This window comes from Pseudomonas sp. 2835, from assembly GCF_050435905.1.
Classification (GTDB): Bacteria; Pseudomonadota; Gammaproteobacteria; order Pseudomonadales; family Pseudomonadaceae; genus Aquipseudomonas.
The window spans coordinates 137042-159522 of record NZ_JBNDLE010000001.1 but is presented as its reverse complement, the minus strand read 5'-3'; the positions used below and the strand labels follow the sequence as shown (position 1 = coordinate 159522).

Genomic DNA, 22481 nt, shown 5'->3' with positions numbered 1-22481 from the left:
CAAGATAGCGCTGTCTCGACCCGTAAACGCTGTAATAGTTCCGCCCACAAAAATGACAATACGAGGCACTGAACCATGTTTGGTTTGGCAACTGATACCTACCTGCTGCTCGATGCGGTGGTCACCATCATCGGCCTGGTGCTGCTGATCACCCACTTCAAGGTCCACCCTTTTGTCGCCCTGACCCTGGCGGCCGGTTTTCTCGGCCTGACCTCGGGCATGCCGGTGGCCAAGGTAATGAAATCGTTCCAGGACGGTTTTGGTGGCGTGCTCGGTTTCGTCGGCATCGTCCTGGCCCTGGGCACCATGCTCGGCAAGCTGATGGCCGACTCCGGCGGCGCCGACCAGATCGCCCAGACGCTGATACGCGCCTTCGGCAAACAGAAGGTGCATTGGGCAATGATGTTCGCCGCCTTCCTGGTCGGCATTCCGCTGTTCTTTGAAATTGGCTTCGTCCTGCTGATTCCGTTGGTGTTCATCGTCGCCCGGCGCTCCGGGGTGTCGCTGATCAAGATCGGCATTCCGCTGCTGGCCGGCTTGTCGGTGGTCCACGGCCTGGTGCCGCCGCACCCGGGGCCGCTGCTGGCAATCGGCATCTTCAATGCCGACATCGGCAAGACCATTTTCTACGGGCTGATCGTCGCCCTGCCGACGGCGATCATTGCCGGCCCGCTGTACGGCAACTTCATCTCCAAGTACATCCCGGGTAACCCGAACAAGGAGCTGATGGAGCAGATCACCCGCGAATCCGACCAGCAGAACCTGCCCAGTTTCAGCATCACCCTGATCACCGTGTTGCTGCCGGTGTTCCTGATGCTGCTGAAAACCTTCGCCGACGTGGTGCTGCCGGCCGAGCACATCGTACGCCAATGGATGGACCTGATCGGCCACCCGATCACCGCCCTGCTCGCCGCCTTGCTACTGGCGTTCTACACCTTTGGCGCGGCGCGCGGGTTCTCTCGCCAGCACATCATGAAACTGCTCGACCAAAGCCTGGCGCCGACGGCGGCGATCATCCTGATCGTCGGTGCCGGTGGTGGCTTCAAGCAGATGCTGGTGGATACCGGGGTGGGTAACGTGATCGGGCAGATGGCCGTGCAGGCCGAGATTTCGCCGATCATGCTGGCCTGGCTGGTGGCGGCGGTGATTCGTATCGCCACTGGTTCCGCGACGGTGGCGACCATCACCGGTGCCGGCATCGTCGCGCCGGTGATCGGCATGATGCCGGGGGTCAACCGTGAGCTGCTGGTACTGGCGACCGGCGCCGGCTCGTTGATTCTGTCGCACGTCAACGATGCCGGCTTCTGGCTGGTGAAGCAGTACTTCAACATGACCGTGGCTGAGACCTTCAAGACCTGGAGCATGATGGAGACCATCCTCTCGGTGGTCGGCATCATCTTTATCATGCTGTTGTCGTTGGTGGTTTGACGGCCTCATCGCGGGGCAAGCCCGCTCCTACACTGTAGGAGCGGGCTTGCCCCGCGATGCTGTTAAAAGGCTGCTTTAAAGATCGCCTCGATCTCTGCCTGACTGGCCACCCGCGGGTTGGTCAGGCCGCAGGCATCCTTCAGGGCATTGCTGGCCAAGGTCGGAATATCGGCCTCCTTGGCCCCCAGCACCGCCAGCCCCGGCGGAATATCAATGGCCCGCGACAGCTGCTCGATGGCCGCCAGGGCGGCATCGCTGCCCTGCTCAGCGCTCATGGCGCTGACATCCACGCCCATGGCCTTGGCCACATCGCGCAGGCGCGCGGCGCTGACGCTGGCGTTGAAGCGCTGCACATGGGGCAGCAGCACCGCGTTGCACACGCCATGGGGCAAGTCATAGAAACCGCCCAACTGGTGGGCCATGGCATGCACGTACCCCAGGGAGGCGTTGTTGAAGGCCATGCCGGCGAGGAACTGGGCGTAGGCCATGTTCTCCCGGGCCTTGAGGTCGCTGCCCTCGGCCACGGCCTGGCGCAGGTTGTCGCTGATCAGCTCGATGGCCTTGATCGCGCAGGCGTCGGTGATCGGCGTGGCGGCAGTGGAAACGTAGGCTTCGATGGCGTGGGTCAGGGCGTCCATGCCGGTGGCCGCGGTCAGGCCCTTGGGCATGCCGACCATCAGCGCCGGGTCGTTGACCGACAGCAGTGGCGTGACGTTGCGGTCGACGATGGCCATTTTCACGTGGCGCGCTTCGTCGGTGATGATGCAGAAGCGGGTCATTTCGCTGGCGGTGCCGGCGGTGGTGTTGATGGCAATCAACGGCAACTGGGGCTTGGCCGACTGGTCCACCCCTTCATAATCACGGATGTGCCCACCGTTGGTGGCGCACAGGGCAATGCCCTTGGCGCAGTCATGGGGCGAGCCGCCGCCCAGGGAGATCACGCAGTCGCAGCGCTCGCGCTGCAACAGCGCCAGGCCCTGTTCGACGTTGGCGATGCTCGGGTTGGGCTTGGCGCCATCGAAGATCGCCGAGTCGATGTCGCGCATCGCCAGCATTTCGGCAATCCGCTCGGCGATCCCGGCCTTGGCCAGGCCCGCGTCGGTGACGATCAGGGCCTTGCGCAAGCCATATCCGGCAATGGCAGCCATCGCCTCTTCGAGGCAATCGATGCCCATGATATTGACGGCAGGGATGAAAAACGTGCTGCTCATGGCGAGATCCTCATGCAATGTTCCTTTGCCTTGAGGATCCGCCTGTCTGCCCTGCCCCGTGTTGATCTGAGTCAGCCGAGGAACAGCCGGTAGGCCGGGTTGTCGCTTTCGTCCCAGTAGCGGTAGCCCATGGCGTCCAGCGCCGCAGGCAGGCCTGGCTGCTCGTCCTGCGGCACTTCCAGGGCAGCAAACACCCGCGCCTCGGCAGCGCCGTGGTTGCGGTAGTGGAACAGGCTGATGTTCCAGCGCTTGCCCAGGCGCTCGAGAAAGCCCAGCAAGGCCCCCGGACGCTCGGGGAATTCAAAGCGCAGCACGCGTTCGTCCGCGCCCGGCCCGGCATGCCCGCCCACGGTGTGGCGCACATGGGCCTTGGCCAGTTCGTTGTCGGTCAGATCGAGTACGCTGTAGCCCTGCTCGCGCAGGCTGGCCAGCAACTGGTCGCGCGGGTCGGTCTGGGGGTGGGTCTGCACGCCAACGAACAGCCGCGCCTCCTTGCCGGGGTAGTAGCGGTAATTGAACTCGGTGATCTGACGCTTGCCCAGAGCCTGGCAAAAAGCGCGGAAACTGCCCGGCTGCTCGGGGATGGTCACGGCGATGATCGCTTCGCGCTGCTCGCCCAGCTCAGCGCGCTCGGCAACATGGCGCAGGCGGTCGAAGTTGACGTTGGCACCGGAGTCGATCGCCACCAGGGTCTGGCCCTGCACGCCTTCGCGGGCTACGTACTTCTTGATCCCGGCTACAGCCAAAGCACCGGACGGTTCAGTGATCGAGCGGGTGTCGTCGTAGATGTCCTTGATGGCCGCGCACAGTTCGTCGCTGCTGACGGTGATGACCTCATCGACATAGTGGCGGCACAGCTCGAAGCAATGGGCGCCGATCTGCGCCACCGCCACGCCTTCGGCAAAGCTGCCGACCTGAGCCAGTATCACCCGCTCGCCGGCGGCCATGGCCGCTTGCAGGCAATTCGAATCCTGCGGTTCGACGCCGATGACCTTGACCTCGGGGCGCAGGTATTTGACATAGGCGGCGATGCCGGCGATCAGCCCGCCGCCACCGACCGGGACGAAGATCGCATCCAGCTCACCGGGTTGCTGGCGCAGGATCTCCATGGCCACCGTGCCTTGGCCGGCGATCACGTCGGGGTCGTCGAACGGCGGCACGAAGGTCGCGCCCTCGCTGTCGGCCAGTTTCAACGCATGGGCCAGGGCGTGGGGAAAGCTTTCGCCATGCAGCACCACCTGGCCGCCGCGCGAACGCACGCCTTCAACCTTGAGTTCCGGGGTGGTGGTCGGCATGACGATGGTGGCGCGCATGCCCAGCTCACGGGCGGCCAACGCCACGCCCTGGGCGTGGTTGCCAGCGGACGCGGTGATCACCCCGCGCTGGCGCTGTGCCGGGCTCAGGCGGCTGAGGCGGGTATAGGCACCGCGGATCTTGAAGGAGAAGGTGGGTTGCAGGTCTTCACGTTTGAGCAGCACCTGGTTGCCGAGGCTGCGTGACAGCGCCGGCGCCGCTTGCAGGGGCGTTTCGATCGCCAGGTCGTACACCGGCGCTGCAAGAATGCGCCGCACGTAGTCGGACAGCAGGTTCGACGGCGCGGTCGGTGTGCGGGGGCTAACGGCAAGGCTGGTCATCGGTGACTCCTGGTTTTTTTAAAGTGCCCAGGAGAGAGAGAAAGAACCCGCCTCCAGGGCGGGTTCGGTGCAAGTGCCAGCTAGCCCGCCAAAACGATAATGGCGGTAATAATGCTGTGCTGAGGCGACTGCAGGAATGTGTTCATGCCAGCGAAACTAGCGCAGCCGCCCAGGCAAAGTCAAGCAGGTTCGCGGGCAGAATCGGGCACATCGAAAACCCGGTCGAAGGCCCACTGGAACACGAAGGCATAGACAAAGAAAAACGCAAACAGCGCAAGGTTAGTCAGCAGCGCCTGCCACAGGCTGATGCTCAGCCAGCCGGCGACCACCGGTAAGAGGATCAGCACCAGCCCGCCTTCAAAGCCCAGGGCGTGGAGAAAACGCCGCCACAGGGTACGCTGGCGCTGGGCCTGGCGGGCTTCCCAGTGCTCGAACGCCCAGTTGTAGAACATGTTCCAGGCCAGGGCCACCGCCGACAGGATCAACGACAGCACGGTGGAGTGGGCCATGCCGGCATCAAAGGCCCAGGACAGCACCGGCGCCACGCACAGCACGGCGATGGTTTCGTAGAGAATGGCCTGGACGATCTTGCGTGCCTTGCCTTGCATGTCGAGCTCCCTGAACGTCAATGAAACCCTACCCTAGCGGCGTTGAGGCGGCGGTTCAATTGAGCTAAATTGAGCCTCCCTCAATTGGCGTGAGCACCGTGTTCGGCAAACTGCCCCTGACTGCCCTGCGCACCTTCGAATCTGCGGCCCGGCTGGGCGGCTTCAAGGCTGCCAGCGACGAACTGGCAGTCACGCCTGCGGCCGTTTCGCACCAGATCAAGCGCCTGGAGTCGCAACTGGGCCTGCTGCTGTTCGAGCGCAGCAGCCAAGGTGTCAGGCTCAGCGAAGCCGGCGAGCGTCTGTACCTGCAGGTGCATCAGGGCCTGGCCAACCTGCAGCGCAGCGTTGATGCATTGCAACCGCCGTGCGATCGCCAGCAACTGGCCTTGACCACTACTGCGGCCTTTGCCAGCGCGTGGCTGATCCCGCGGCTGGGTGATTTCCATCGCCGCCACGCTGATATTCAAGTGCGGGTGCTGACCGGCAGCGAGGTGGTCGACCTGCAGCGCGAGCACCGTTTCGACCTGGCTCTGCGCGCCGAATTCAATCCTGACCCGGCGTTGCAGCGGTTGCCGCTGCTGGCCGAGCATTTCTCGGTATACACCCCGCCCGGTTGGCAGCCGCCACCTGCCAATCTGCCCCTGTCGTTGATCGAGGTGCCGTGGGCTTCGGTCAGTGGCGTGGTCATCGACTGGGCCCGCTGGTGCGCCCTGGCCGGGTGTGAAGACTGGCTGCAGCGGGCGCGTTTTCATCACTATGACGATGAGCACCATGCCCTGCAGGCGGCCGCTGCCGGCTATGGGCTGGTGCTGGCCAGCAACGTGCTGGTGGCCGACAGCGTGCGCCAGGGTTTGCTGCAGCCGTGGCGCCCTGAAGTACGCTTGCCGGCCGCGCAGTACAGCGCCGTGTGGTTGCCGGGGCGCGAGCGCGAGCCTGCGCTGCGGGCGTTTCTGGATTGGCTGGGCAGCGCTATTTGCTCCGCACCGAATTAAATCCGTTCAAACTCGCGCACAAATTGATTACCCTGCTGCGCCCCTCGGCTTGCAACCCCTATCCCAGCCCCTTGGCAGAAGGAGGAGACCCGGCTCATGCTCGCGGTTCTCGACATGCATCAAGACGATGCCGCGCTACCAAAGCGGGTCAGTCATCACTTTGTCAACCAGCACCTGCGTGGGCCGATGCAACTGGCCAGCGTCCTGCTGTGGTTTTACGCCGCGCCCAGCCTGGCCGACAGCGGCCCGTGCGAGCACCTGCGTCAGACGGCGCCCGCTTACCCTGTCGACATCAGCCAGTTGCGCGCCCTGGGCGACTGCGCCATGCCCGAGCGCCCCGGTGAAGCGGTGGCCTACTACCAGGCCGCCGAAGACCTTGGTGACAGCGGCAGCCGCCTGCCGTTGGCCCAAGCCCTGGAAGCCTCGGGTGATTCCATTGCTGCTTTGGCGATCTGGAAGAGCCTGGCCGACAGCGAGTGGACCGCCAGCGCCCGCCTTGCTGCGGCGCGCAGTGCGCTGAATGCCGACAACGCTTACCTGGCAAACACCTACTGGAAGCAGGCAACGCCTGTAACGGCCGATGACTGGGCGCTAGGCGCCGCCATCGCCCAACGCGAACTCCAGGAGCAGGATGCCATGGATTACCAGCGCCAGGTCCTCAAACTCCAGCCGCGCGCCGATCGTTACTACGCCGCAGCGGTAACCGCAGCGCAATATGGCCACCTGCGCCAGAGCACCGCCTGGCTCGCCGAAGCCGTGCGCCTGGCACCGCAGCAGCCGCGCTACAGCGCCGACTACGGCATGCGTCTGGCAGGCTCCGAGGATCAAGCGACCCGAGCCCGCTCGATCCCCTACCTTGAGCGTGCCAACCGCGCCTTCCCCGAGGACTACCGGATCGGCGAAGCCCTGGCCTGGCGTTATGTCGAAGTGGAAAACAACGGCGCTGCACGCAAGGCGCTGCGCCGGGTACTGGATGTCGCGCAGGAACTGGTCGACGGTGACCAGGTGTTCGGCAGCCTGCCAGCGCGCACGTACCATCAGCGCCGGGTTCACGAGGCATTGTCGCGGCGCGACAGTATTACTCTGGCAAGCACCTGGGCACCCGCCGGCACACCGACCAACGACAACGTCCGCGATGACCGTAAAGACCGCCGTGGCACCTCGCAGAACGTGCAAATGGCGATGTGGGATCACGCCCTGGGCGAGGAGCCGAGCCGCAACGGCAGGACGTTGTCGGTCTATGCCCGGGTGCTGTTCGCCGGCACTGGCCGCAGCGACTACGGGCAAACCATGGGCACCGGCGTCGGCCTGCGCTACAAGCCTTTCGGTAGCCGCAACATCAACCTGTACAGCGAGCTTTATCACCAGCGCCAGAGCGACAACTATGGCGACCTGCGCGGCCATGCCCAAACGAGCAACGACCTGCTGCTGCGCGCAACCGCCTCGTTCCTTGACCAGGGCAAATGGCGCAACGACTGGCGGGCTGACGAGGAGCAGTGGGACGAGCGCTTCCTTTACCACGATGCCGCCTGGTGGACCCGCGCAGGCGATCGCCAATGGCTGTCGCGCTACCAGCGCGGGCACACCTGGAAGCTGCCCGGCTACGCCGCACAAACCCTCATGCCTTACGGCTTTCTCGAGTTCTCAAGCCAGGACCCGAGCAACGACTGGCGCCAGGACCTGCGCACCGGCCTGGGCCTGCGCTGGCAGTGGTGGTTCGACGATGACCGCTACAACGCCTACCGCGGTTCGCTGAAAGTACGCGCCGAATACCAGCAGTCGCTGGGCGGCAATCTTTATGAACATGCCAACGGCCTGTTGCTGGGTGCGGAGTTGACCCTTTGATGCGCCGCTTGATCGCTGTGCTGCTGTTCGCCCTGAGCCTGGCGGCAACGGCTGACGAACACCTGTTCTACCAACCGCTGGAGCGCGACGCGCAGTTGAGCCAGGCGCAATGGCGCACGCTGTGGGAAGCCGCTACGGCCCAGGGCGGCAAGACCCTGATCGTGCAATGGAGCGCCTACGGCGCCAACGACTTCGGTGGCGCCCAGGGCTGGCTGGCCAACAGCCTGCGTCTGGCCCACGAACAAGGCCTGCAGTTGGTGCTGGGGCTGTACCGGGACGCAGACTACGACCAGCGCATCGGCGAACCGGACGGCGTCGGCCTTATGGCTTACTGGCAAACCCAGCTGGGCAACGCCCTGGCCCAGCAGCGCACGCTACGCCACGACTGGCAGTTGCCGGTGGCCGGCTGGTACCTACCGATGACGCTGGACGACCTGCACTTTCACAGCGCCGATCGCCGCCAGGCGCTTTACACCCAATTGCAGGCCTTCAGCCGCCGCCTGGATGCACCACTGCATATCAGCGCATTCAGCGCCGGGCGCCTGAGCCCGGCGGTCAATGCCCGCTGGCTCGAACAACTGGCCAGCCTTCAACTGCAGGTCTGGTGGCATGACGGGCACGGCACTCGACGCCTGGCGCCGCTGGTGCGCCAGCGCTACGCAGATGCCCTGCCCTGCAGCATCGGCATCGTCAATGAAGCCTTTCGCCAGCCCCACGCAGCAGGCCAGCCCGTCAGGGCCGTGGCGGTGCAACCGAAGCTGCGCAGCGCTTGCCATCCACGGGCGGTATTAACGGATCAGGTCAAGCCGCCAAAGCGCTTGTAGAAGTTCTCGCCGGCATCCGGCAGCGGCCCGTCGGCGGTTTCCATCGCGCTTTCCAGCCATTGCTCGGCCGGGGCGACGATCAGCCGGTACAGGTTGCGGCACAATTGCCGGGCTGCGCGGCCTTCCCAGTCCCCCGGAAGCAGCTCCTCGGGGAGCTGCGGGTCACGTAGCAACAGCTTGCGGTACTCGTGAATCAACAGGATACGGGCCAGGAAGCAGTCCTGAGGATCGAGCGTGGGTTGCTCGCGCAGGCTCTGCCAGAGCGGCCGAAACAGCTGGATGAACTCGCTGTAATGGGCCGCCAGCTCCTCAAGGTTCCAGCTTTCGCGCACCTGCATGCGCAACGCCCGCGAGGCCAGTACATCCTGGGTGGTGGTCTCGAACAGGATGGTGTCTTCCTGCACGCCAAGCTCCAGCAACGTGGCATTGACATCGCCGCGGTCAAAACGCGGCGAGGCCAGTACCGTGGGGGCAATCGCGCCAAACCCCTGCCATTCGAGCTCTTCGCGCACCTGCTTGCGCTTGTCGGCAGGCAGTTGGGTCAGCATCGCCAGGCACCATGAGCCATCCCAGACCGACAGATTGGCGCTGTACACACGCTTGAAAGCCTTGTCGAAACGCCGCCGGCCGGTGCCGGTCAGGCTGTAATAGCTGCGCCTGCCAACCTTCTCTGCGGTCAGCCAGTTTTCTTTGCTCAGGCGAAAGATCGAGGTACGGATCAGCCGCTCGTTGATGCCCATGGGCTCGAGCAACTGAATCAGGCTGCCCAGCCACACGGTGCCACCATGGGGCTCGATGGCATCGCCATACAAGGTAATGATCAGCGAGCTGGCCCGTATGGGTGTCTGTTGCTGAAAACGGTTGATCAGCTGATTGAGCGGTGTCAGGGACGACATAGACGGTCCATCGAAAAAGTTGAAATATACCCCGCCGCCCAGCTCAAGACTACGCCGGCCCTGTTGCCCGAAGGTTTCAGGTGCTGCTGGCAGCCTTGGGGCGATGCTCGCTGAGGCTGATCCGTGGCCGGTCGGCTTCGACAGCCGACAACGGCGCGCACTCCACCAGGCTGATGCAGCGCTGGCCGAGGAGTTGGTATTCGCGGGTGCCGGCTTGCTTCCAGGCCACTTCCTCATCGCTCAAGCGCCGGGTAACCCGGGCTGGCGAACCGACCACCAGCGATTGCTCGGCGCAGGTGAAGCGCGCCTTGACCAGGGCGCCAGCCGAGACGATCGAACGCGCGCCGATGCGCGCGTAGTCCAGGACCACGGCATTGATACCGATCAGCGCATCAGCGCCTACACGGCAGCCATGCAACACCGCGCCGTGACCGATATGGCCGTCGCGCTCGATCACCGTATCACTGTCGGGGAAACCATGCATGACACAGGTGTCCTGCAGGTTGGCGCCCTCCTCCAGCACGATCCTGCCGAAATCACCGCGCAAGCTGGCCAAGGGACCGATGTAGCACCGCGGGCCGACAATCACGTCGCCGATCAATACGGCGCTCGGGTGTACATAGGCACTGGGGTCGACCACCGGCGTGAGGCCATCGAGACTGTAGCAGGGCATGGCGAATCTCCTCGCAGTATTTAACTGAAATCACCTGTCATCAATATCATTTTATGTATCGTTTTACCATGTCACCATCAGTGCATCCACTCCCATATCTCTCTGCTATTTGTTGGATTTGGCCACACCACAGGCATAAAGCCACAAACAATTAGACACGCATTGTTATTTTTTATGTTGTTTTTTCGTATCGCGTCATGCCTATACTTTGACGAAACGGCTCACGCCCGCCCAATAAAAATCCCGGCCTTGACGCCCGACCGCCCTGCGAGACCTTCGCCATGCCGCATACCCTTGCCGTGCACACCCACCAGGCGGTTTGCCTGATCACCCTGCAGCGCCCACAAGCACTCAATGCATTGACCAGTGAACTGCTGGCCGAGCTCGCCGCGCAACTGCAGCGCTGCGCCAGCGACGACAGCATTGGCGCCGTGGTCCTGACCGGCAGCCGCAAGGCCTTTGCCGCAGGCGCCGACCTCAACGAAATGGCCGGGCGCGACCTGGTCGGCATGCTCAACGATCCGCGTCAGGCGCACTGGCAAACCATCACTCAGTTCGCCAAGCCTCTGATTGCTGCCGTCAATGGCTACGCCCTGGGCGCCGGCTGCGAACTGGCGATGCACGCCGACATCCTGATTGCTGGCGAGAACGCCCAGTTCGGCCAGCCGGAAATCAACCTCGGCATTATGCCCGGGGCCGGAGGCACCCAGCGCCTGCTGCGGGCAGTGGGCAAGTCGCTAGCCATGCAGATGGTCCTCAGCGGTGAGCCGATCAGTGCCAGGCGCGCCCTCGAGGCCGGCCTGGTCAGTGAAGTCACCCCGCCGGAGCTGACGGTCGAGCGCGCCTTGCAGATAGCCCAGCGCATTGCCAGCAAAGCACCGCTGGCCCTGCGCCTGGCCAAGGAGGCACTGCTCAAGGCCCAGGATCTGGACCTGGCCAGCGGCCTGCGCTTTGAACGCCACGCTTTCACCCTGCTGGCCGGCACCGCCGACCGCAACGAGGGCATCCGTGCCTTCCAGGAAAAACGCCGCGCCAGCTTCTGCGGCAAATAAGCCCCTTCGATTGACCTGCAACCATAGGCAGATAACATGAGTTTCGAGCACATCCTGTTTTCCATCGATGCAGGCGTCGCCCTGCTCAGCCTCAATCGTCCCGAGCAACTGAACAGCTTCAACGGCCGCATGCATGAAGAGGTTCAGGAGGCGCTGCGCCTGGTACGCCGCAGCAATGACGTACGGGTCCTGTTGCTGACCGCCGAAGGCCGCGGTTTTTGCGCCGGCCAGGACCTTGCCGATCGCAATGTCGCCCCCGGTGCCGAGGGCCCCGACCTGGGCAAATCCATCGAGCGCTACTACAACCCGCTGGTTCACACCCTGCGCGACCTGCCGATCCCGGTCATCTGTGCCGTCAACGGCGTCGCCGCAGGTGCTGGCGCGAACATACCGCTGGCCTGCGACCTGGTGCTGGCTGCTCGCTCGGCCAGCTTTATCCAGGCGTTCTGCAAGATCGGCCTGATCCCCGATTCGGGCGGCACCTACGCCTTGCCACGGCTGGTCGGCATGGCCCGGGCCAAAGCCCTGGCCATGCTCGGCGAGCGGCTGAGTGCCGAACAAGCCGAGCAATGGGGCTTGATCTACCGCTGCGTCGAGGATGCTGAACTGCGCGACGAGGCAATCAAGCTGGCCCGCCACCTGGCCACCCAGCCCACCTACGGCCTGGGCCTGATCAAGCGCAGCCTGCATGCAAGCCTGGACAACAGCTTCGAACAGCAACTGACCCTGGAGCGCGACCTGCAACGCCTGGCCGGGCGCAGCGAGGACTATCGCGAAGGCGTCAGTGCCTTCATGGCCAAGCGTACCGCCCAGTTCAAAGGGCGTTGAGCATGACTGCCCTAAGTCACAACGTCATGGTCGCGGTGATCGGCGCCGGGGCCATGGGTGCCGGTATCGCCCAGGTGGCGGCCCAGGCCGGGCACCGGGTGCAGTTGTACGACAGCCGCCCCGGCGCCGCCGCCCAGGCCATTGCGGCCATCGACCAGCACCTGGTCAAACGCGTGGCCAACGGCAAGCTCGCCGCCAGCGCCCGGGCCGAATGCCTGACTCGCCTGCGGCCCGCCGCGCAGCTGGACGAGTTGGCCGACGCGGGCTTGGTGATCGAGGCCATCGTCGAGAAGCTTGAGGTCAAACGTGAGTTGCTAGGCCAATTGGAGTCGCTGTGCCGCAGCGACTGCATCCTGGCCAGCAACACCTCGTCAATCTCGATCACGCAACTGGCTGCCGGCCTTGCGCACCCGCAACGGCTGGTGGGCATGCACTTTTTCAATCCGGCGCCGGTCATGGCCCTGGTCGAAGTGGTCAGCGGGCTGGCCACCGCCGGCCAGATCGCCGAGTGCATCAAGGACACCGCCCTGGCCTGGGGCAAGCAGCCGGTGCTGACGCGCTCCAGCCCGGGCTTTATCGTCAACCGGGTCGCGCGCCCGTTCTACGCCGAAAGCCTGCGACTGCTCCAGGAGCAGGTGAGCGATTGCGCCAGCCTCGATGCCTTGCTGCGCGAAGCGGGCGGCTTTGCCATGGGCGCCTTCGAACTGACCGACCTGATCGGCCACGACGTCAACTACGCCGTGACCTGTTCGGTATTCGACGCCTACTACCAGGACCGGCGGTTTACGCCGTCGCTGGTACAAAAGGCGCTGGTCGACGCCGGGTACCTGGGGCGCAAGAGCGGCCGGGGCTTCTATGACTATCACCAACACGCACCGCGCCCGCAACCGCTGAGCCTGGAAAGCCAGGCCGTGCCCGACACCCTGTTCGTCGAGGGCGAGCCTGGCTTGCTCGCGCCCTTGCTTGAGCGCCTGAGCAGCGCAGGCCTGGCGCTCAGCCACCGCCCTGGCAACGGCCTGTTGCGCATTGGCCAGGCGACACTGGCCCTGAGCGATGGCCGCCTGGCCAGCCAACGGGCCAGGGATGAGGGCCTGAGCAACCTGGTCCTGCTCGATCTGGCACTCGACTACGCCAGCGCCAGGCGCCTGGGCATCAGCTGGGCAGCCGACACCTCGCCCGCCGCCATCGACCAGGTGGTGGCGCTGCTCAATGCCGCCGGCATTGCGCCAACCGCTCTGCGCGACAGTCCGGCCCTGTGCGTGCTGCGCACCGTGGTCTGCCTGGCCAACGAAGGCGCCGACGCCCTGTTGCACGGGGTGGCTTCGGCCGCAGATATCGACCTGGCGATGTGCGCCGGGGTCAATTACCCCTGCGGCCCACTGGCCTGGGCCGACGCCCTGGGCATCGACTACACGGTGCAGGTGCTGAGCAACCTGCAAGCCGCCTACGGTGAAGAACGCTACCGCCCCTCCCTGCACTTGCGTCGGCTGCTGGCCGAAGGAGCCTGCTTTCATGAATGAACGATTGGACCTCGCCAGCCGCTGCGCCCAGGCGCTGTTCGAACGCGACCCGGCCAGCCAGGGCATGGGCATGCGCCTGCTGGCCGCTGGCCCCGGCTGCGGTATCGACTACGTCACCCCGGCGCACCTGGACGACACCCTCACCGCCACCTGCCGCGAGCAAAGCCGCAGCGGACGTACCGGCAACTATGCCGTACGCATCGAGAACCCACGGGGCCAGTTGATCGCCCTGTTTCACGGCAAGCCCTACAAAGTACGCGGCACTGTGTTGCCCGAGGAGCCCCAAGCATGACCGACGCCCTGATAATTGACGCCTTGCGCACCCCGATCGGCCGTTACGCCGGCGCCCTGAGCAGCCTGCGTGCAGATGACCTCGGTGCCCTGCCCTTGCGCGCCCTGTGCCAACGCCACCCGCAGGTTGACTGGAGCGCCGTCGACGATGTGATCTATGGCTGCGCCAACCAGGCCGGCGAAGACAACCGCAACGTCGCGCGCATGTCGGCGTTACTGGCCGGCCTGCCGCCCAGCGTACCCGGCACCACCGTCAACCGCCTGTGCGGTTCGGGGCTGGATGCAATCGGTAGCGGCGCCCGCGCCATCCGCTGCGGTGAGGCCGGGCTGCTGCTGGTAGGGGGCGTCGAGTCGATGTCACGGGCGCCACTGGTCATGGCCAAGGCCGAACAGGCGTTTTCCCGCCAGGCTGAACTGCATGACACCACCCTGGGCTGGCGCTTCGTCAACCCGCTGATGCAACAGCAGTACGGTATCGATTCCATGCCGGAAACGGCCGAGAACGTTGCCGCGCAGTTCAACATTTCCCGGGCCGATCAGGATGCCTTTGCCCTGCGCAGCCAGCAGCGCGCCGCAGCGGCCCAGGCCAGCGGACGCCTAGCCAGGGAGATCGTGCCGGTGACCATCGCCCAGCGCAAAGGGCCGGCACACGTGGTCGTGCATGATGAACACCCCCGCGCAGAAACAACCCTCGCGCAATTACAGAAACTGCCTACGCCATTTCGGGACAACGGCACGGTGACAGCCGGTAATGCTTCAGGCCTGAATGACGGGGCTTGCGCCCTGCTGCTGGCCAGCCGCGAACAGGCCGAGCGTTTTGCTCTCAAAGCCCGCGGACGGGTACTGGCGATGGCCACGGCCGGGGTCGAACCACGGATCATGGGCATCGGCCCGGTGCCGGCGACACGCAAGGCGTTGGCCCTCGCCGGGTTGAGCCTGGCCGACATGGAGGTTATCGAGCTCAACGAAGCGTTCGCCGCCCAGGGCCTGGCAGTTCTGCGCGAGCTGGGGCTTGCCGACGACGACCCGCGGGTCAACCCCAACGGCGGCGCCATTGCCCTGGGGCATCCGCTGGGCATGAGCGGTGCCCGCCTGGTGACCACGGCGCTACATGAACTGGAGCAACGCCAGGCGCGTTATGCCCTGTGCACCATGTGCATCGGCGTCGGCCAGGGCATTGCCTTGATTATCGAGTGCCTGGAGGACTGAAGCCGTATCAAAGATCCACACTCAAGCCACGCAAGACGGCTACAAACAACAATTAGAGTGAAGCCATGAACATGCAGATCCCCAATGCCCCCGTGCTCGACCCGCTGGAAACCGCCAGTATCGACGAACTGCGCCAGCATCAACTGCAACGCCTGCGCTGGAGCCTGAGCCATGCCTACCAGAACGTGCCCATGTACCGGCAACGTTTCGATGAGCTGCGCGTGCACCCTGATGACATCCGCTCGCTCGACGACCTGGCGCGTTTTCCCTTTACCTGTAAAGCCGACCTGCGCGACAACTACCCCTATGGCCTGTTTGCCGTACCACTGCACGATGTGGTGCGCCTGCATGCCTCAAGCGGCACTACTGGCAAGCCGACCGTGGTCGGCTATACCCAGAACGACATCGACACCTGGGCCAATGTCGTCGCCCGCTCGATTCGCGCCGCCGGCGGGCGGCGTGGCGACAAGGTCCATGTTGCCTACGGATACGGCCTGTTTACCGGCGGGCTGGGGGCGCACTATGGCGCCGAGCGCCTGGGTTGCACGGTGATCCCCATGTCCGGCGGCCAGACTGAAAAACAGGTGCAGCTGATTCGCGACTTCCAGCCCGACATCATCATGGTCACCCCCTCGTACATGCTCAACCTGGCCGACGAGATCGAGCGCCAGGGCATCGACCCGCATTCGCTGGCCCTGCGCCTGGGGATTTTTGGCGCCGAACCCTGGACCCCGGAACTGCGCAGCGCCCTGGAGGCACGCCTGGGCATTGAAGCCCTGGATATTTACGGTCTGTCGGAGATCATGGGCCCCGGGGTGGCCATGGAGTGCGCCGAAAGCAAGGATGGCCCGACCGTCTGGGAGGACCACTTCTACCCCGAGATCATTGATCCGGTGAGCGGCGCGGTACTCCCCGACGGCGAGCTGGGCGAGCTGGTGTTCACCTCGCTGAGCAAGGAAGCCCTGCCGATGATCCGCTATCGCACCCGCGACCTGACTCGCCTGCTGCCAGGCACGGCGCGGCCAATGCGACGCATCGACAAGATTACCGGCCGCAGTGACGACATGCTGATCATTCGCGGGGTGAACGTGTTCCCGACACAGGTCGAGGAACTGCTGCTTAAAATCAAACAGTTTTCAGAAACTTATGAAATACATCTGTATCGCAAAGGAAACCTGGACAGCGTCGACGTGCATGTCGAACTGAAAAGCGAACACCAACACCTGGACCCGGCTCGCCAGCAGGACCTGTGCAGCGAGCTGAGCCGGCATATCAAGACGCATATCGGTATCAGCTCGCGAGTGGTGCTGCAGCCCGCCTACTCGATCAAGCGCTCGGAAGGCAAGGCCTGTCACGTCGTCGACAAGCGCAAGTAATACAGCCGCGGGCCGCCTCGCGGCCCATTACCCGCAACCTCTTCGCAGGTCACGCCCCGCACGGCCGGGGCTTTTTCATGTCCGGATAAAGCGACACACAAGACAAACTCGATACACATTTTTATGTTTGATATTTGTCCATGTATCACATATAACTGTCTTCAGCCTCAAAGCCCCCCTTCATAAAAGGCTGGAGAACCCCATGTACGCACAACTGGTAGAAACCGGCGTCAAGCGCCTCAAGAGCCTGGATGAGATGTCCGCGCACGAGCGCGCGTTCCAGCAACGGATCGATGACGAAATCAAGATCGAAGCCAAGAACTGGATGCCCGACGCCTACCGCCAGACCCTGATCCGGCAGATCTCGCAACACGCTCACTCGGAAATCGTCGGCATGCTGCCGGAGGGCAACTGGGTAACCCGCGCCCCGACCCTCAAGCGCAAGCTGCAGCTGATGGCCAAGATCCAGGACGAAGCCGGCCACGGCCTTTACCTGTACAGCGCCATGGAAACCCTGGGCGCCGACCGCGACAGCGAAATCGCCAAGCTGCACAACGGCAAGGCCAAGTACTCGAGCATCTTCAACTACCCGACCCTGAGCTGGGCTGACATGGGCGTGGTGGGCTGGCTGGTGGACGGCGCCGCCATCGTCAACCAGGTGGTGCTGCAGCGCACCAGCTACGGCCCTTACTCGCGGGCGATGATTCGCATCTGCAAGGAAGAGAGCTTCCACCAGCGCCAGGGCTACGAAATGCTCCTGACCATGATGCGCCACGGCACCCAGGTACAGAAGGACATGGTCCAGGACGCCATCAACCGGCTCTGGTGGCCGGCGCTGATGATGTTCGGCCCCAGCGACGAGCACTCGCCCAACAGCGCCCAGTCAATGGCCTGGAAGATCAAGCGCCAGAGCAACGACGAACTGCGCCAGCGCTTCATCGACCAAACCATCCCGCAGCTCGAACTGCTCGGCTGCATCGTCCCGGACCCGGCCCTGAAGTGGAACGCCGAGTGCGGCCATTACGACTTCGGCCAAATCCAGTGGGACGAGTTCTACGAAGTGCTCAAGGGCAACGGCCCGTGCAACCAGGAACGCGTCGCCACCCGACGCCAGGCCATCGAGGATGGCGCCTGGGTCCGCGCCGCCGCCGTCGCCCATGCCCGCAAAAAACACAACAAGATCGCCGCCTGACCGGAGAGCCCGTCATGTCCGAATGGACCCTGTTTGAAGTATTCGTGCGCAGCAAGCACGGCCTGAACCACAAGCATGTCGGTAGCGTCCACGCCGCCGACGCCACAATGGCGATCGAGAACGCCCGCGAGTTGTACACCCGCCGCAACGAAGGGGTCAGCCTGTGGGTGGTGCCCTCGGCGCTGATCATCGCTTCCTCGCCCGACGAAAAAGAGCCGCTGTTCGATCCGTCCCAGGACAAGGTCTACCGCCACGCCAGCTTCTATGAGCTGCCGGCCGAAGTGGGGCATATGTAAGATGACCCAGGACCTGATCCCCTACCTGTTGCGCCTGGGCGACAGTGCCATGATCCAGGGCCAGCGGCTGTGCGAATGGTGTGGCCATGCACCGGCGCTGGAAGAAGAACTGGCGCTGATGAACGTCGGCCTCGACCTGGTCGGCCAGGCCCGTAACTGGCTGGACTACGCGGCCGAAATGAGCAACGACGGCCGCGACGCCGATCATCTGGTGTTTCGTCGCGATCAGCGCGACTACCGGAACCTGCTGCTGGTCGAGCAGCCCAATGGCGATTTCGCCGTGACCATGCTCAAGCAGTTTCTCTACGACGCCTGGCACTTCCAGGTGCTTGAGCAACTGAGCCAGTCGCTCGACCCGCGCATCCAGGGCATAGCCGCTAAGGCGCTGAAAGAGGTCACCTACCATTTGCGCCGCTCCGGCGAGTGGGTCGAACGCCTGGGCGATGGCACCGAAGAAAGCCACCAGCGCATGCTGGCTGCCATCCCTCAGGTGTGGCGCTTCACCGTTGAGCTGGTCAACAGCGACACGCTCGAACAACGCCTGTTCGCGGCCGGCATCATCGGTGATCCGCAAGCCATCGCCGCCGCCTGGCAGCAGCAGGTGGCCAGCACGTTCGCCAGCGCTACCCTGCCCGTCCCGGCCGCCGCCAGCCCGTTCTATCTGGACAGCCGCCGTGGCATTCACAGCGAGCACCTGGGCCTGTTGCTGGCCGAAATGCAGTTCCTGCCACGAGCCTACCCCGATGCAACCTGGTGAGCTGATTGCCAGCGATGACGGCGCCCGGGCGGCGCGCGGCGACGACCTGAGCCGGGCCTGGGCGGTACTGGCCCAGGTCATGGACCCGGAAGTGCCGGTGGTCAGCGTGGTGGAGCTTGGGATCGTTCGCGAGCTGAGCTGGCAAACCGGCCACCTGCAGGTGGTGGTCACCCCGACCTACTCCGGCTGCCCGGCCACCGAGGTGATCGAGCAGGACATCTGCCAAGCCCTGGAGGACGCAGGCTTTGTCACGCCGCGGCTCAAGCGCCAATTGTACCCGGCCTGGACCACCGACTGGATCAGCGCCAGCGGCCGTGAACGCCTGCAGGCCTACGGCATCGCGGCGCCCCAGGGCAGCGCCAGCAAACGCAGCCTGCTGGGTGACAGCCCGCTGATCAGTTGCCCGCAATGCGGCAGCAGCCATACCGAACTGCTCAGCCAGTTCGGCTCGACCGCCTGCAAGGCGCTGTATCGCTGCTGCGACTGCCGTGAACCTTTCGATTACTTCAAATGCATCTGAGCGCACATTGCTGCGCCTGATGGAGAACGACCATGAGCCAGTTCCATAGCCTGACCGTCAAGCAAGTGCGTAATGAAACCCGCGATGCGGTGTCGATCCTGTTCGACGTACCGGATGACCTGCGCGAACAGTTTCACTTCGTCCAGGGCCAGTACCTGGTCATGCGTACCCAGCTGGACAACGAAGAAGTACGCCGCTCCTATTCGATTTGCACCGGGGTCAACGATGGCGAGTTACGGGTGGCGGTCAAGCGCGTCGCCGGCGGGCGCTTCTCGGCCTTTGCCAACGATGTGCTGGCGGCGGGCGACGTACTCGAGGTCATGCCGCCGGCCGGCAGCTTCAATGTCCAGCTCAACCCCGCGCGCCAGGGCAACTACCTGGCTGTGGCGGCCGGCAGCGGTATCACGCCGATCCTGTCGATCATCAAGACCACCCTGGAGCACGAACCGCACAGCCGCTTCACCTTGCTCTACGGCAACCGCGCCAGCACCTCGGCACTGTTTCGCGAGCAGCTCGAAGACCTGAAGAACCGCTACCTGCAACGCCTGAACCTGATCTTCGTGTTCAGCCGCGAGCAACAGGACATCGACCTCTACAACGGTCGTATCGATGCCGACAAATGCAACCTGCTGTTCAGCCGCTGGCTGGATGCGCCGTGCCTGGATGCCGCGTTCATCTGCGGGCCACAGAGCATGACCGAGAGGGTGCGCGACAGCCTCAAGGCCAATGGCCTGGCAGCTGAACGGATTCATTTCGAGTTGTTCACTGCCGCTGACAATGAGCAACGCCGCCAGCAGCGCGAAGCGGCCCGGGTCGAGAACCCGCAGAGCAGCCAGATCACCGTGATCAGCGACGGCCGCGCGCTGGCCTTCGACCTGCCGCGCAACACCCTGAGCGTGCTGGATGCCGGCAATGCCATCGGCGCCGAGCTGCCCTACTCGTGCAAGGCCGGGGTGTGCTCGACCTGCAAGTGCAAGGTCATCGAAGGCGAAGTGGAGATGGACAGCAACCACGCCCTTGAAGACTACGAAGTGGCCGCCGGCTATGTGCTGTCGTGCCAGAGCTATCCACTCAGCGCCAAGGTGGTGCTGGACTTCGACCAACTCTAAGCCCAAGGAGCAGAAGAGGCTTTCCCTGTGGAACCTCGCGTGTCCTGACAACAACCAAAAAAAACAAGAGTACGGCCATGACCCCCAATGACATCGAAAGCATCAGCCAGCACCCTGACTTCCAGCAACTGGTCAAACGAAAACGGCGTCTGAACGGGGTCCTGACCCTGATCATGCTGTGCATCTATTACGGCTTCGTCCTGCTGGTGGCGTTCTCCCCCGAGACCCTTGGCCAGTCATTGAGCGGTGGGGTCACCACGGTCGGCATGCTGGTCGGGGTGCTGATCGTGCTGGCCTCGTTTGCCCTTACCGGGATCTACGTGCATCGCGCCAACAACGTGCTCGACCCCTTGAACCACAAGGTCAAGCGGGAGTGTGCACAATGAACTGGACCGCGATCGCAATGTTCCTGCTGTTTGTGCTGTTCACCCTTGGCATTACCCGCTGGGCAGCGCTGCGCACCCGTTCGGCGAGTGACTTCTATACCGCCGGTGGTGGCTTGAGCGGCTTTCAGAATGGCCTGGCCATTGCCGGCGACATGATCAGCGCCGCCTCCTTCCTCGGCATCTCGGCGATGATGTTCCTCAATGGCTACGATGGCCTGCTGTATGCCCTGGGGGTGCTGGCCGGCTGGCCGATCATCCTGTTCCTGATTGCCGAGCGCCTGCGCAACCTGGGTAAATACACCTTCGCCGACGTGGTGTCCTACCGCCTGGCACAGACGCCGGTGCGCCTGACCTCGGCCTTCGGCACCCTGACCGTGGCGCTGATGTACCTGGTGGCGCAGATGGTCGGTGCCGGCAAGCTGATCGAACTGCTGTTCGGCATCAGCTATTTCAATGCGGTGCTGCTGGTCGGCGTGCTGATGGTCTTTTATGTGACCTTCGGCGGCATGCTGGCGACCACCTGGGTGCAGATCATCAAGGCCGTCCTGCTGCTCTCGGGCACCAGCTTCATGGCCTTCATGGTGCTCAAGCATTTCGGCTTCAGCACCGAGGCGATGTTTGCCGGCGCGGCGGCGGTGCACGCCAAAGGCACGGCGATCATGGCCCCCGGGGGCTTGCTGTCCAACCCGATAGATGCCATATCCCTGGGCCTGGGGATGATGTTCGGCACGGCGGGGCTGCCGCATATCCTCATGCGCTTCTTTACCGTCAGTGACGCCAAGGAAGCGCGCAAAAGCGTGTTCTATGCCACCGGTTTCATTGGCTACTTCTACCTGTTGCTGATCGTGGTCGGCTTTGGCGCCATTGTCATGGTCGGCACCGAGCCGGCCTACCGCGATGCCAGCGGCGCAATCATCGGCGGCGGCAACATGATCGCGGTGCACCTGGCCCAGGCGGTGGGCGGCAACCTGTTCCTCGGTTTCATTTCGGCGGTGGCCTTCGCCACGATCCTGGCCGTGGTCGCCGGCCTGGCGCTGTCCGGCGCCTCGGCGGTGTCCCATGACCTGTATGCCTGCGTGATCCGCAAGGGCCAGGCCAGCGAGAAGGAAGAGATGCGAGTCTCGCGCCTTGCCACCTTGGGGATTGGCGTGCTTGCGATCATTCTCGGCCTGATGTTCGAGTCGCAGAACATTGCCTTCCTCTCCGGCCTGGTGCTGGCCATCGCCGCCTCGGTCAACTTCCCCGTGCTGTTCCTGTCGATGTTCTGGAAAGGCCTGACCACGCGCGGCGCGGTGGTCGGCAGCATGAGCGGATTGATCTCGGCGATCGTCCTGCTGGTGCTCAGCCCGGCGGTGTGGGTCAACGTCCTGCATCACCAGCAGGCGTTGTTCCCCTACAGCAACCCGGCGTTGTTCTCGATGAGCCTGGCCTTCTTCGGCGCCTGGCTGTTCTCGGTCACCGACACCTCGGCGCGGGCAACCGAGGAACGTGGCCGTTATCTTGCGCAGTTCATTCGCTCCATGACCGGGATCGGCGCCGCCGGCGCCAGCAAGCACTGACACCAACAAAAAACGATTGTCGGGTATAAAAATAATGAACCACGTTCGCCTCAAGCCAGCCTCGCTGCCGGGCACCCTGCAGCCGTTGTTGCCGGGGCCATCGACAACGGCCGTGAGCGCAAGCGCGATACCGATATCACCTACGTGATCCAGAGCGACCCGCTGAAAAACGTCAGCCTGCGCGGGCGCAATGTCATGTTTCGCTCGCTGGACGAGAACCGCCTGATCATCGGCTACACCCTGGCACTGTGCTAAGCGCCAAACCCGTTTGCAAT

General features: G+C 64.0%; 22 protein-coding genes and 1 pseudogene. 18 read left to right on the top strand and 5 right to left on the bottom strand.

Going from position 1 to position 22481, the window contains the following annotated elements; translation table 11 throughout:
• Window positions 1-75: 75 nt before the first annotated feature.
• Window positions 76-1428: a GntP family permease gene (locus tag ABIE20_RS00595; protein WP_429501874.1), complete on the top strand. Its 1353-nt coding sequence runs from the start codon at window positions 76-78 to the stop codon at window positions 1426-1428.
• Between the two features lie 62 nt (window positions 1429-1490).
• Here the strand turns inward: ABIE20_RS00595 and yiaY are convergent, their stop codons facing one another.
• The 3 genes from yiaY to ABIE20_RS00580 form a co-directional block, all read right to left on the bottom strand.
• On the bottom strand, window positions 1491-2639 hold the full coding sequence (gene yiaY / locus ABIE20_RS00590) for an L-threonine dehydrogenase (RefSeq protein ID WP_429501872.1): 1149 nt from the start codon (window positions 2637-2639) through the stop codon (window positions 1491-1493).
• 71 nt (window positions 2640-2710) lie between these two features.
• Window positions 2711-4273, bottom strand: coding sequence for a threonine ammonia-lyase, biosynthetic (gene ilvA / locus ABIE20_RS00585; protein ID WP_429501870.1), 1563 nt, complete (start codon window positions 4271-4273; stop codon window positions 2711-2713).
• Window positions 4274-4452: 179 nt separating this feature from the next.
• The gene (locus ABIE20_RS00580; protein ID WP_429501868.1) at window positions 4453-4881 is read right to left on the bottom strand and encodes a PACE efflux transporter; all 429 of its coding nucleotides are present in this window, start codon (window positions 4879-4881) and stop codon (window positions 4453-4455) included.
• Between the two features lie 98 nt (window positions 4882-4979).
• Here ABIE20_RS00580 and ABIE20_RS00575 point away from each other — a divergent pair, with 98 nt between their 5' ends.
• The 3 genes from ABIE20_RS00575 (at window position 4980) to ABIE20_RS00565 (ending at window position 8542) form a co-directional block, all read left to right on the top strand.
• Window positions 4980-5873, top strand: a complete 894-nt coding sequence (locus ABIE20_RS00575; protein ID WP_429501866.1) for a LysR substrate-binding domain-containing protein — start codon at window positions 4980-4982, stop codon at window positions 5871-5873.
• Window positions 5874-5969: 96 nt separating this feature from the next.
• On the top strand, window positions 5970-7718 hold the full coding sequence (locus ABIE20_RS00570; protein ID WP_429501864.1) for an NfrA family protein: 1749 nt from the start codon (window positions 5970-5972) through the stop codon (window positions 7716-7718).
• Window positions 7718-8542 (top strand): DUF4434 domain-containing protein, encoded by an 825-nt coding sequence (locus tag ABIE20_RS00565; RefSeq protein ID WP_429501863.1) that lies wholly within the window; start codon window positions 7718-7720, stop codon window positions 8540-8542. The genes ABIE20_RS00570 and ABIE20_RS00565 overlap by 1 nt, the downstream gene beginning before the upstream one ends.
• Here ABIE20_RS00565 and paaX read toward each other — a convergent pair.
• Both paaX and ABIE20_RS00555 read right to left on the bottom strand, forming a co-directional pair.
• The gene (paaX, locus tag ABIE20_RS00560; protein ID WP_429501861.1) at window positions 8515-9438 is read right to left on the bottom strand and encodes a phenylacetic acid degradation operon negative regulatory protein PaaX; all 924 of its coding nucleotides are present in this window, start codon (window positions 9436-9438) and stop codon (window positions 8515-8517) included. The two genes, ABIE20_RS00565 and paaX, sit on opposite strands and share 28 nt — an antisense overlap.
• 76 nt (window positions 9439-9514) lie before the next feature.
• Window positions 9515-10111: a phenylacetic acid degradation protein PaaY gene (locus ABIE20_RS00555; RefSeq protein WP_429501859.1), complete on the bottom strand. Its 597-nt coding sequence runs from the start codon at window positions 10109-10111 to the stop codon at window positions 9515-9517.
• Between the two features lie 281 nt (window positions 10112-10392).
• Here ABIE20_RS00555 and paaF point away from each other — a divergent pair, with 281 nt between their 5' ends.
• The 14 genes and pseudogenes from paaF to ABIE20_RS00485 all read left to right on the top strand — a co-directional run bounded on the left by paaF (window position 10393) and on the right by ABIE20_RS00485 (window position 22461).
• The gene (gene paaF, locus ABIE20_RS00550; RefSeq protein WP_429501857.1) at window positions 10393-11163 is read left to right on the top strand and encodes a 2,3-dehydroadipyl-CoA hydratase PaaF; all 771 of its coding nucleotides are present in this window, start codon (window positions 10393-10395) and stop codon (window positions 11161-11163) included.
• 36 nt (window positions 11164-11199) lie between these two features.
• The gene (gene paaG, locus ABIE20_RS00545) at window positions 11200-11991 is read left to right on the top strand and encodes a 2-(1,2-epoxy-1,2-dihydrophenyl)acetyl-CoA isomerase PaaG (RefSeq protein ID WP_429501856.1); all 792 of its coding nucleotides are present in this window, start codon (window positions 11200-11202) and stop codon (window positions 11989-11991) included.
• A 2-nt stretch (window positions 11992-11993) separates the two neighbouring features.
• Window positions 11994-13511, top strand: coding sequence for a 3-hydroxyacyl-CoA dehydrogenase PaaH (gene paaH / locus ABIE20_RS00540; RefSeq protein ID WP_429501854.1), 1518 nt, complete (start codon window positions 11994-11996; stop codon window positions 13509-13511).
• Window positions 13504-13803 carry a hotdog domain-containing protein gene (locus ABIE20_RS00535; protein ID WP_429501852.1) on the top strand — a complete coding sequence of 100 codons (300 nt, stop codon included), beginning with the start codon at window positions 13504-13506 and terminating at the stop codon, window positions 13801-13803. The genes paaH and ABIE20_RS00535 overlap by 8 nt, the downstream gene beginning before the upstream one ends.
• Window positions 13800-15011, top strand: a complete 1212-nt coding sequence (gene pcaF, locus ABIE20_RS00530) for a 3-oxoadipyl-CoA thiolase (protein ID WP_429501851.1) — start codon at window positions 13800-13802, stop codon at window positions 15009-15011. The genes ABIE20_RS00535 and pcaF overlap by 4 nt, the downstream gene beginning before the upstream one ends.
• 65 nt (window positions 15012-15076) lie before the next feature.
• Window positions 15077-16387, top strand: a complete 1311-nt coding sequence (gene paaK, locus ABIE20_RS00525; protein WP_429501849.1) for a phenylacetate--CoA ligase PaaK — start codon at window positions 15077-15079, stop codon at window positions 16385-16387.
• A gap of 202 nt (window positions 16388-16589) precedes the next feature.
• Window positions 16590-17579 carry a 1,2-phenylacetyl-CoA epoxidase subunit PaaA gene (gene paaA, locus ABIE20_RS00520; protein WP_429501847.1) on the top strand — a complete coding sequence of 330 codons (990 nt, stop codon included), beginning with the start codon at window positions 16590-16592 and terminating at the stop codon, window positions 17577-17579.
• Window positions 17580-17593: 14 nt separating this feature from the next.
• Window positions 17594-17875 (top strand): 1,2-phenylacetyl-CoA epoxidase subunit PaaB, encoded by a 282-nt coding sequence (gene paaB / locus ABIE20_RS00515; protein WP_010225256.1) that lies wholly within the window; start codon window positions 17594-17596, stop codon window positions 17873-17875.
• Window position 17876: 1 nt separating this feature from the next.
• Window positions 17877-18632, top strand: coding sequence for a 1,2-phenylacetyl-CoA epoxidase subunit PaaC (gene paaC / locus ABIE20_RS00510; protein ID WP_429501845.1), 756 nt, complete (start codon window positions 17877-17879; stop codon window positions 18630-18632).
• Window positions 18619-19152, top strand: a complete 534-nt coding sequence (gene paaD / locus ABIE20_RS00505) for a 1,2-phenylacetyl-CoA epoxidase subunit PaaD (RefSeq protein WP_429501843.1) — start codon at window positions 18619-18621, stop codon at window positions 19150-19152. Before paaC ends, paaD begins: the two co-directional genes overlap by 14 nt.
• Before the next feature lie 32 nt (window positions 19153-19184).
• Window positions 19185-20261 carry a 1,2-phenylacetyl-CoA epoxidase subunit PaaE gene (paaE, locus tag ABIE20_RS00500; RefSeq protein ID WP_429501841.1) on the top strand — a complete coding sequence of 359 codons (1077 nt, stop codon included), beginning with the start codon at window positions 19185-19187 and terminating at the stop codon, window positions 20259-20261.
• 77 nt (window positions 20262-20338) lie between these two features.
• Entirely contained in the window at window positions 20339-20647 is a 309-nt protein-coding gene (locus ABIE20_RS00495) for a DUF485 domain-containing protein (RefSeq protein WP_429501839.1), read from the top strand.
• A pseudogene (locus ABIE20_RS00490) lies at window positions 20575-22206 on the top strand (cation acetate symporter); the annotation flags it as partial. The gene ABIE20_RS00495 and the pseudogene ABIE20_RS00490, both read left to right, overlap by 73 nt.
• Before the next feature lie 15 nt (window positions 22207-22221).
• Complete coding sequence (locus ABIE20_RS00485) at window positions 22222-22461, top strand: OprD family outer membrane porin (protein ID WP_429502374.1); 240 nt, start codon at window positions 22222-22224, stop codon at window positions 22459-22461.
• The last annotated feature ends 20 nt before the right edge of the window (window positions 22462-22481 follow it).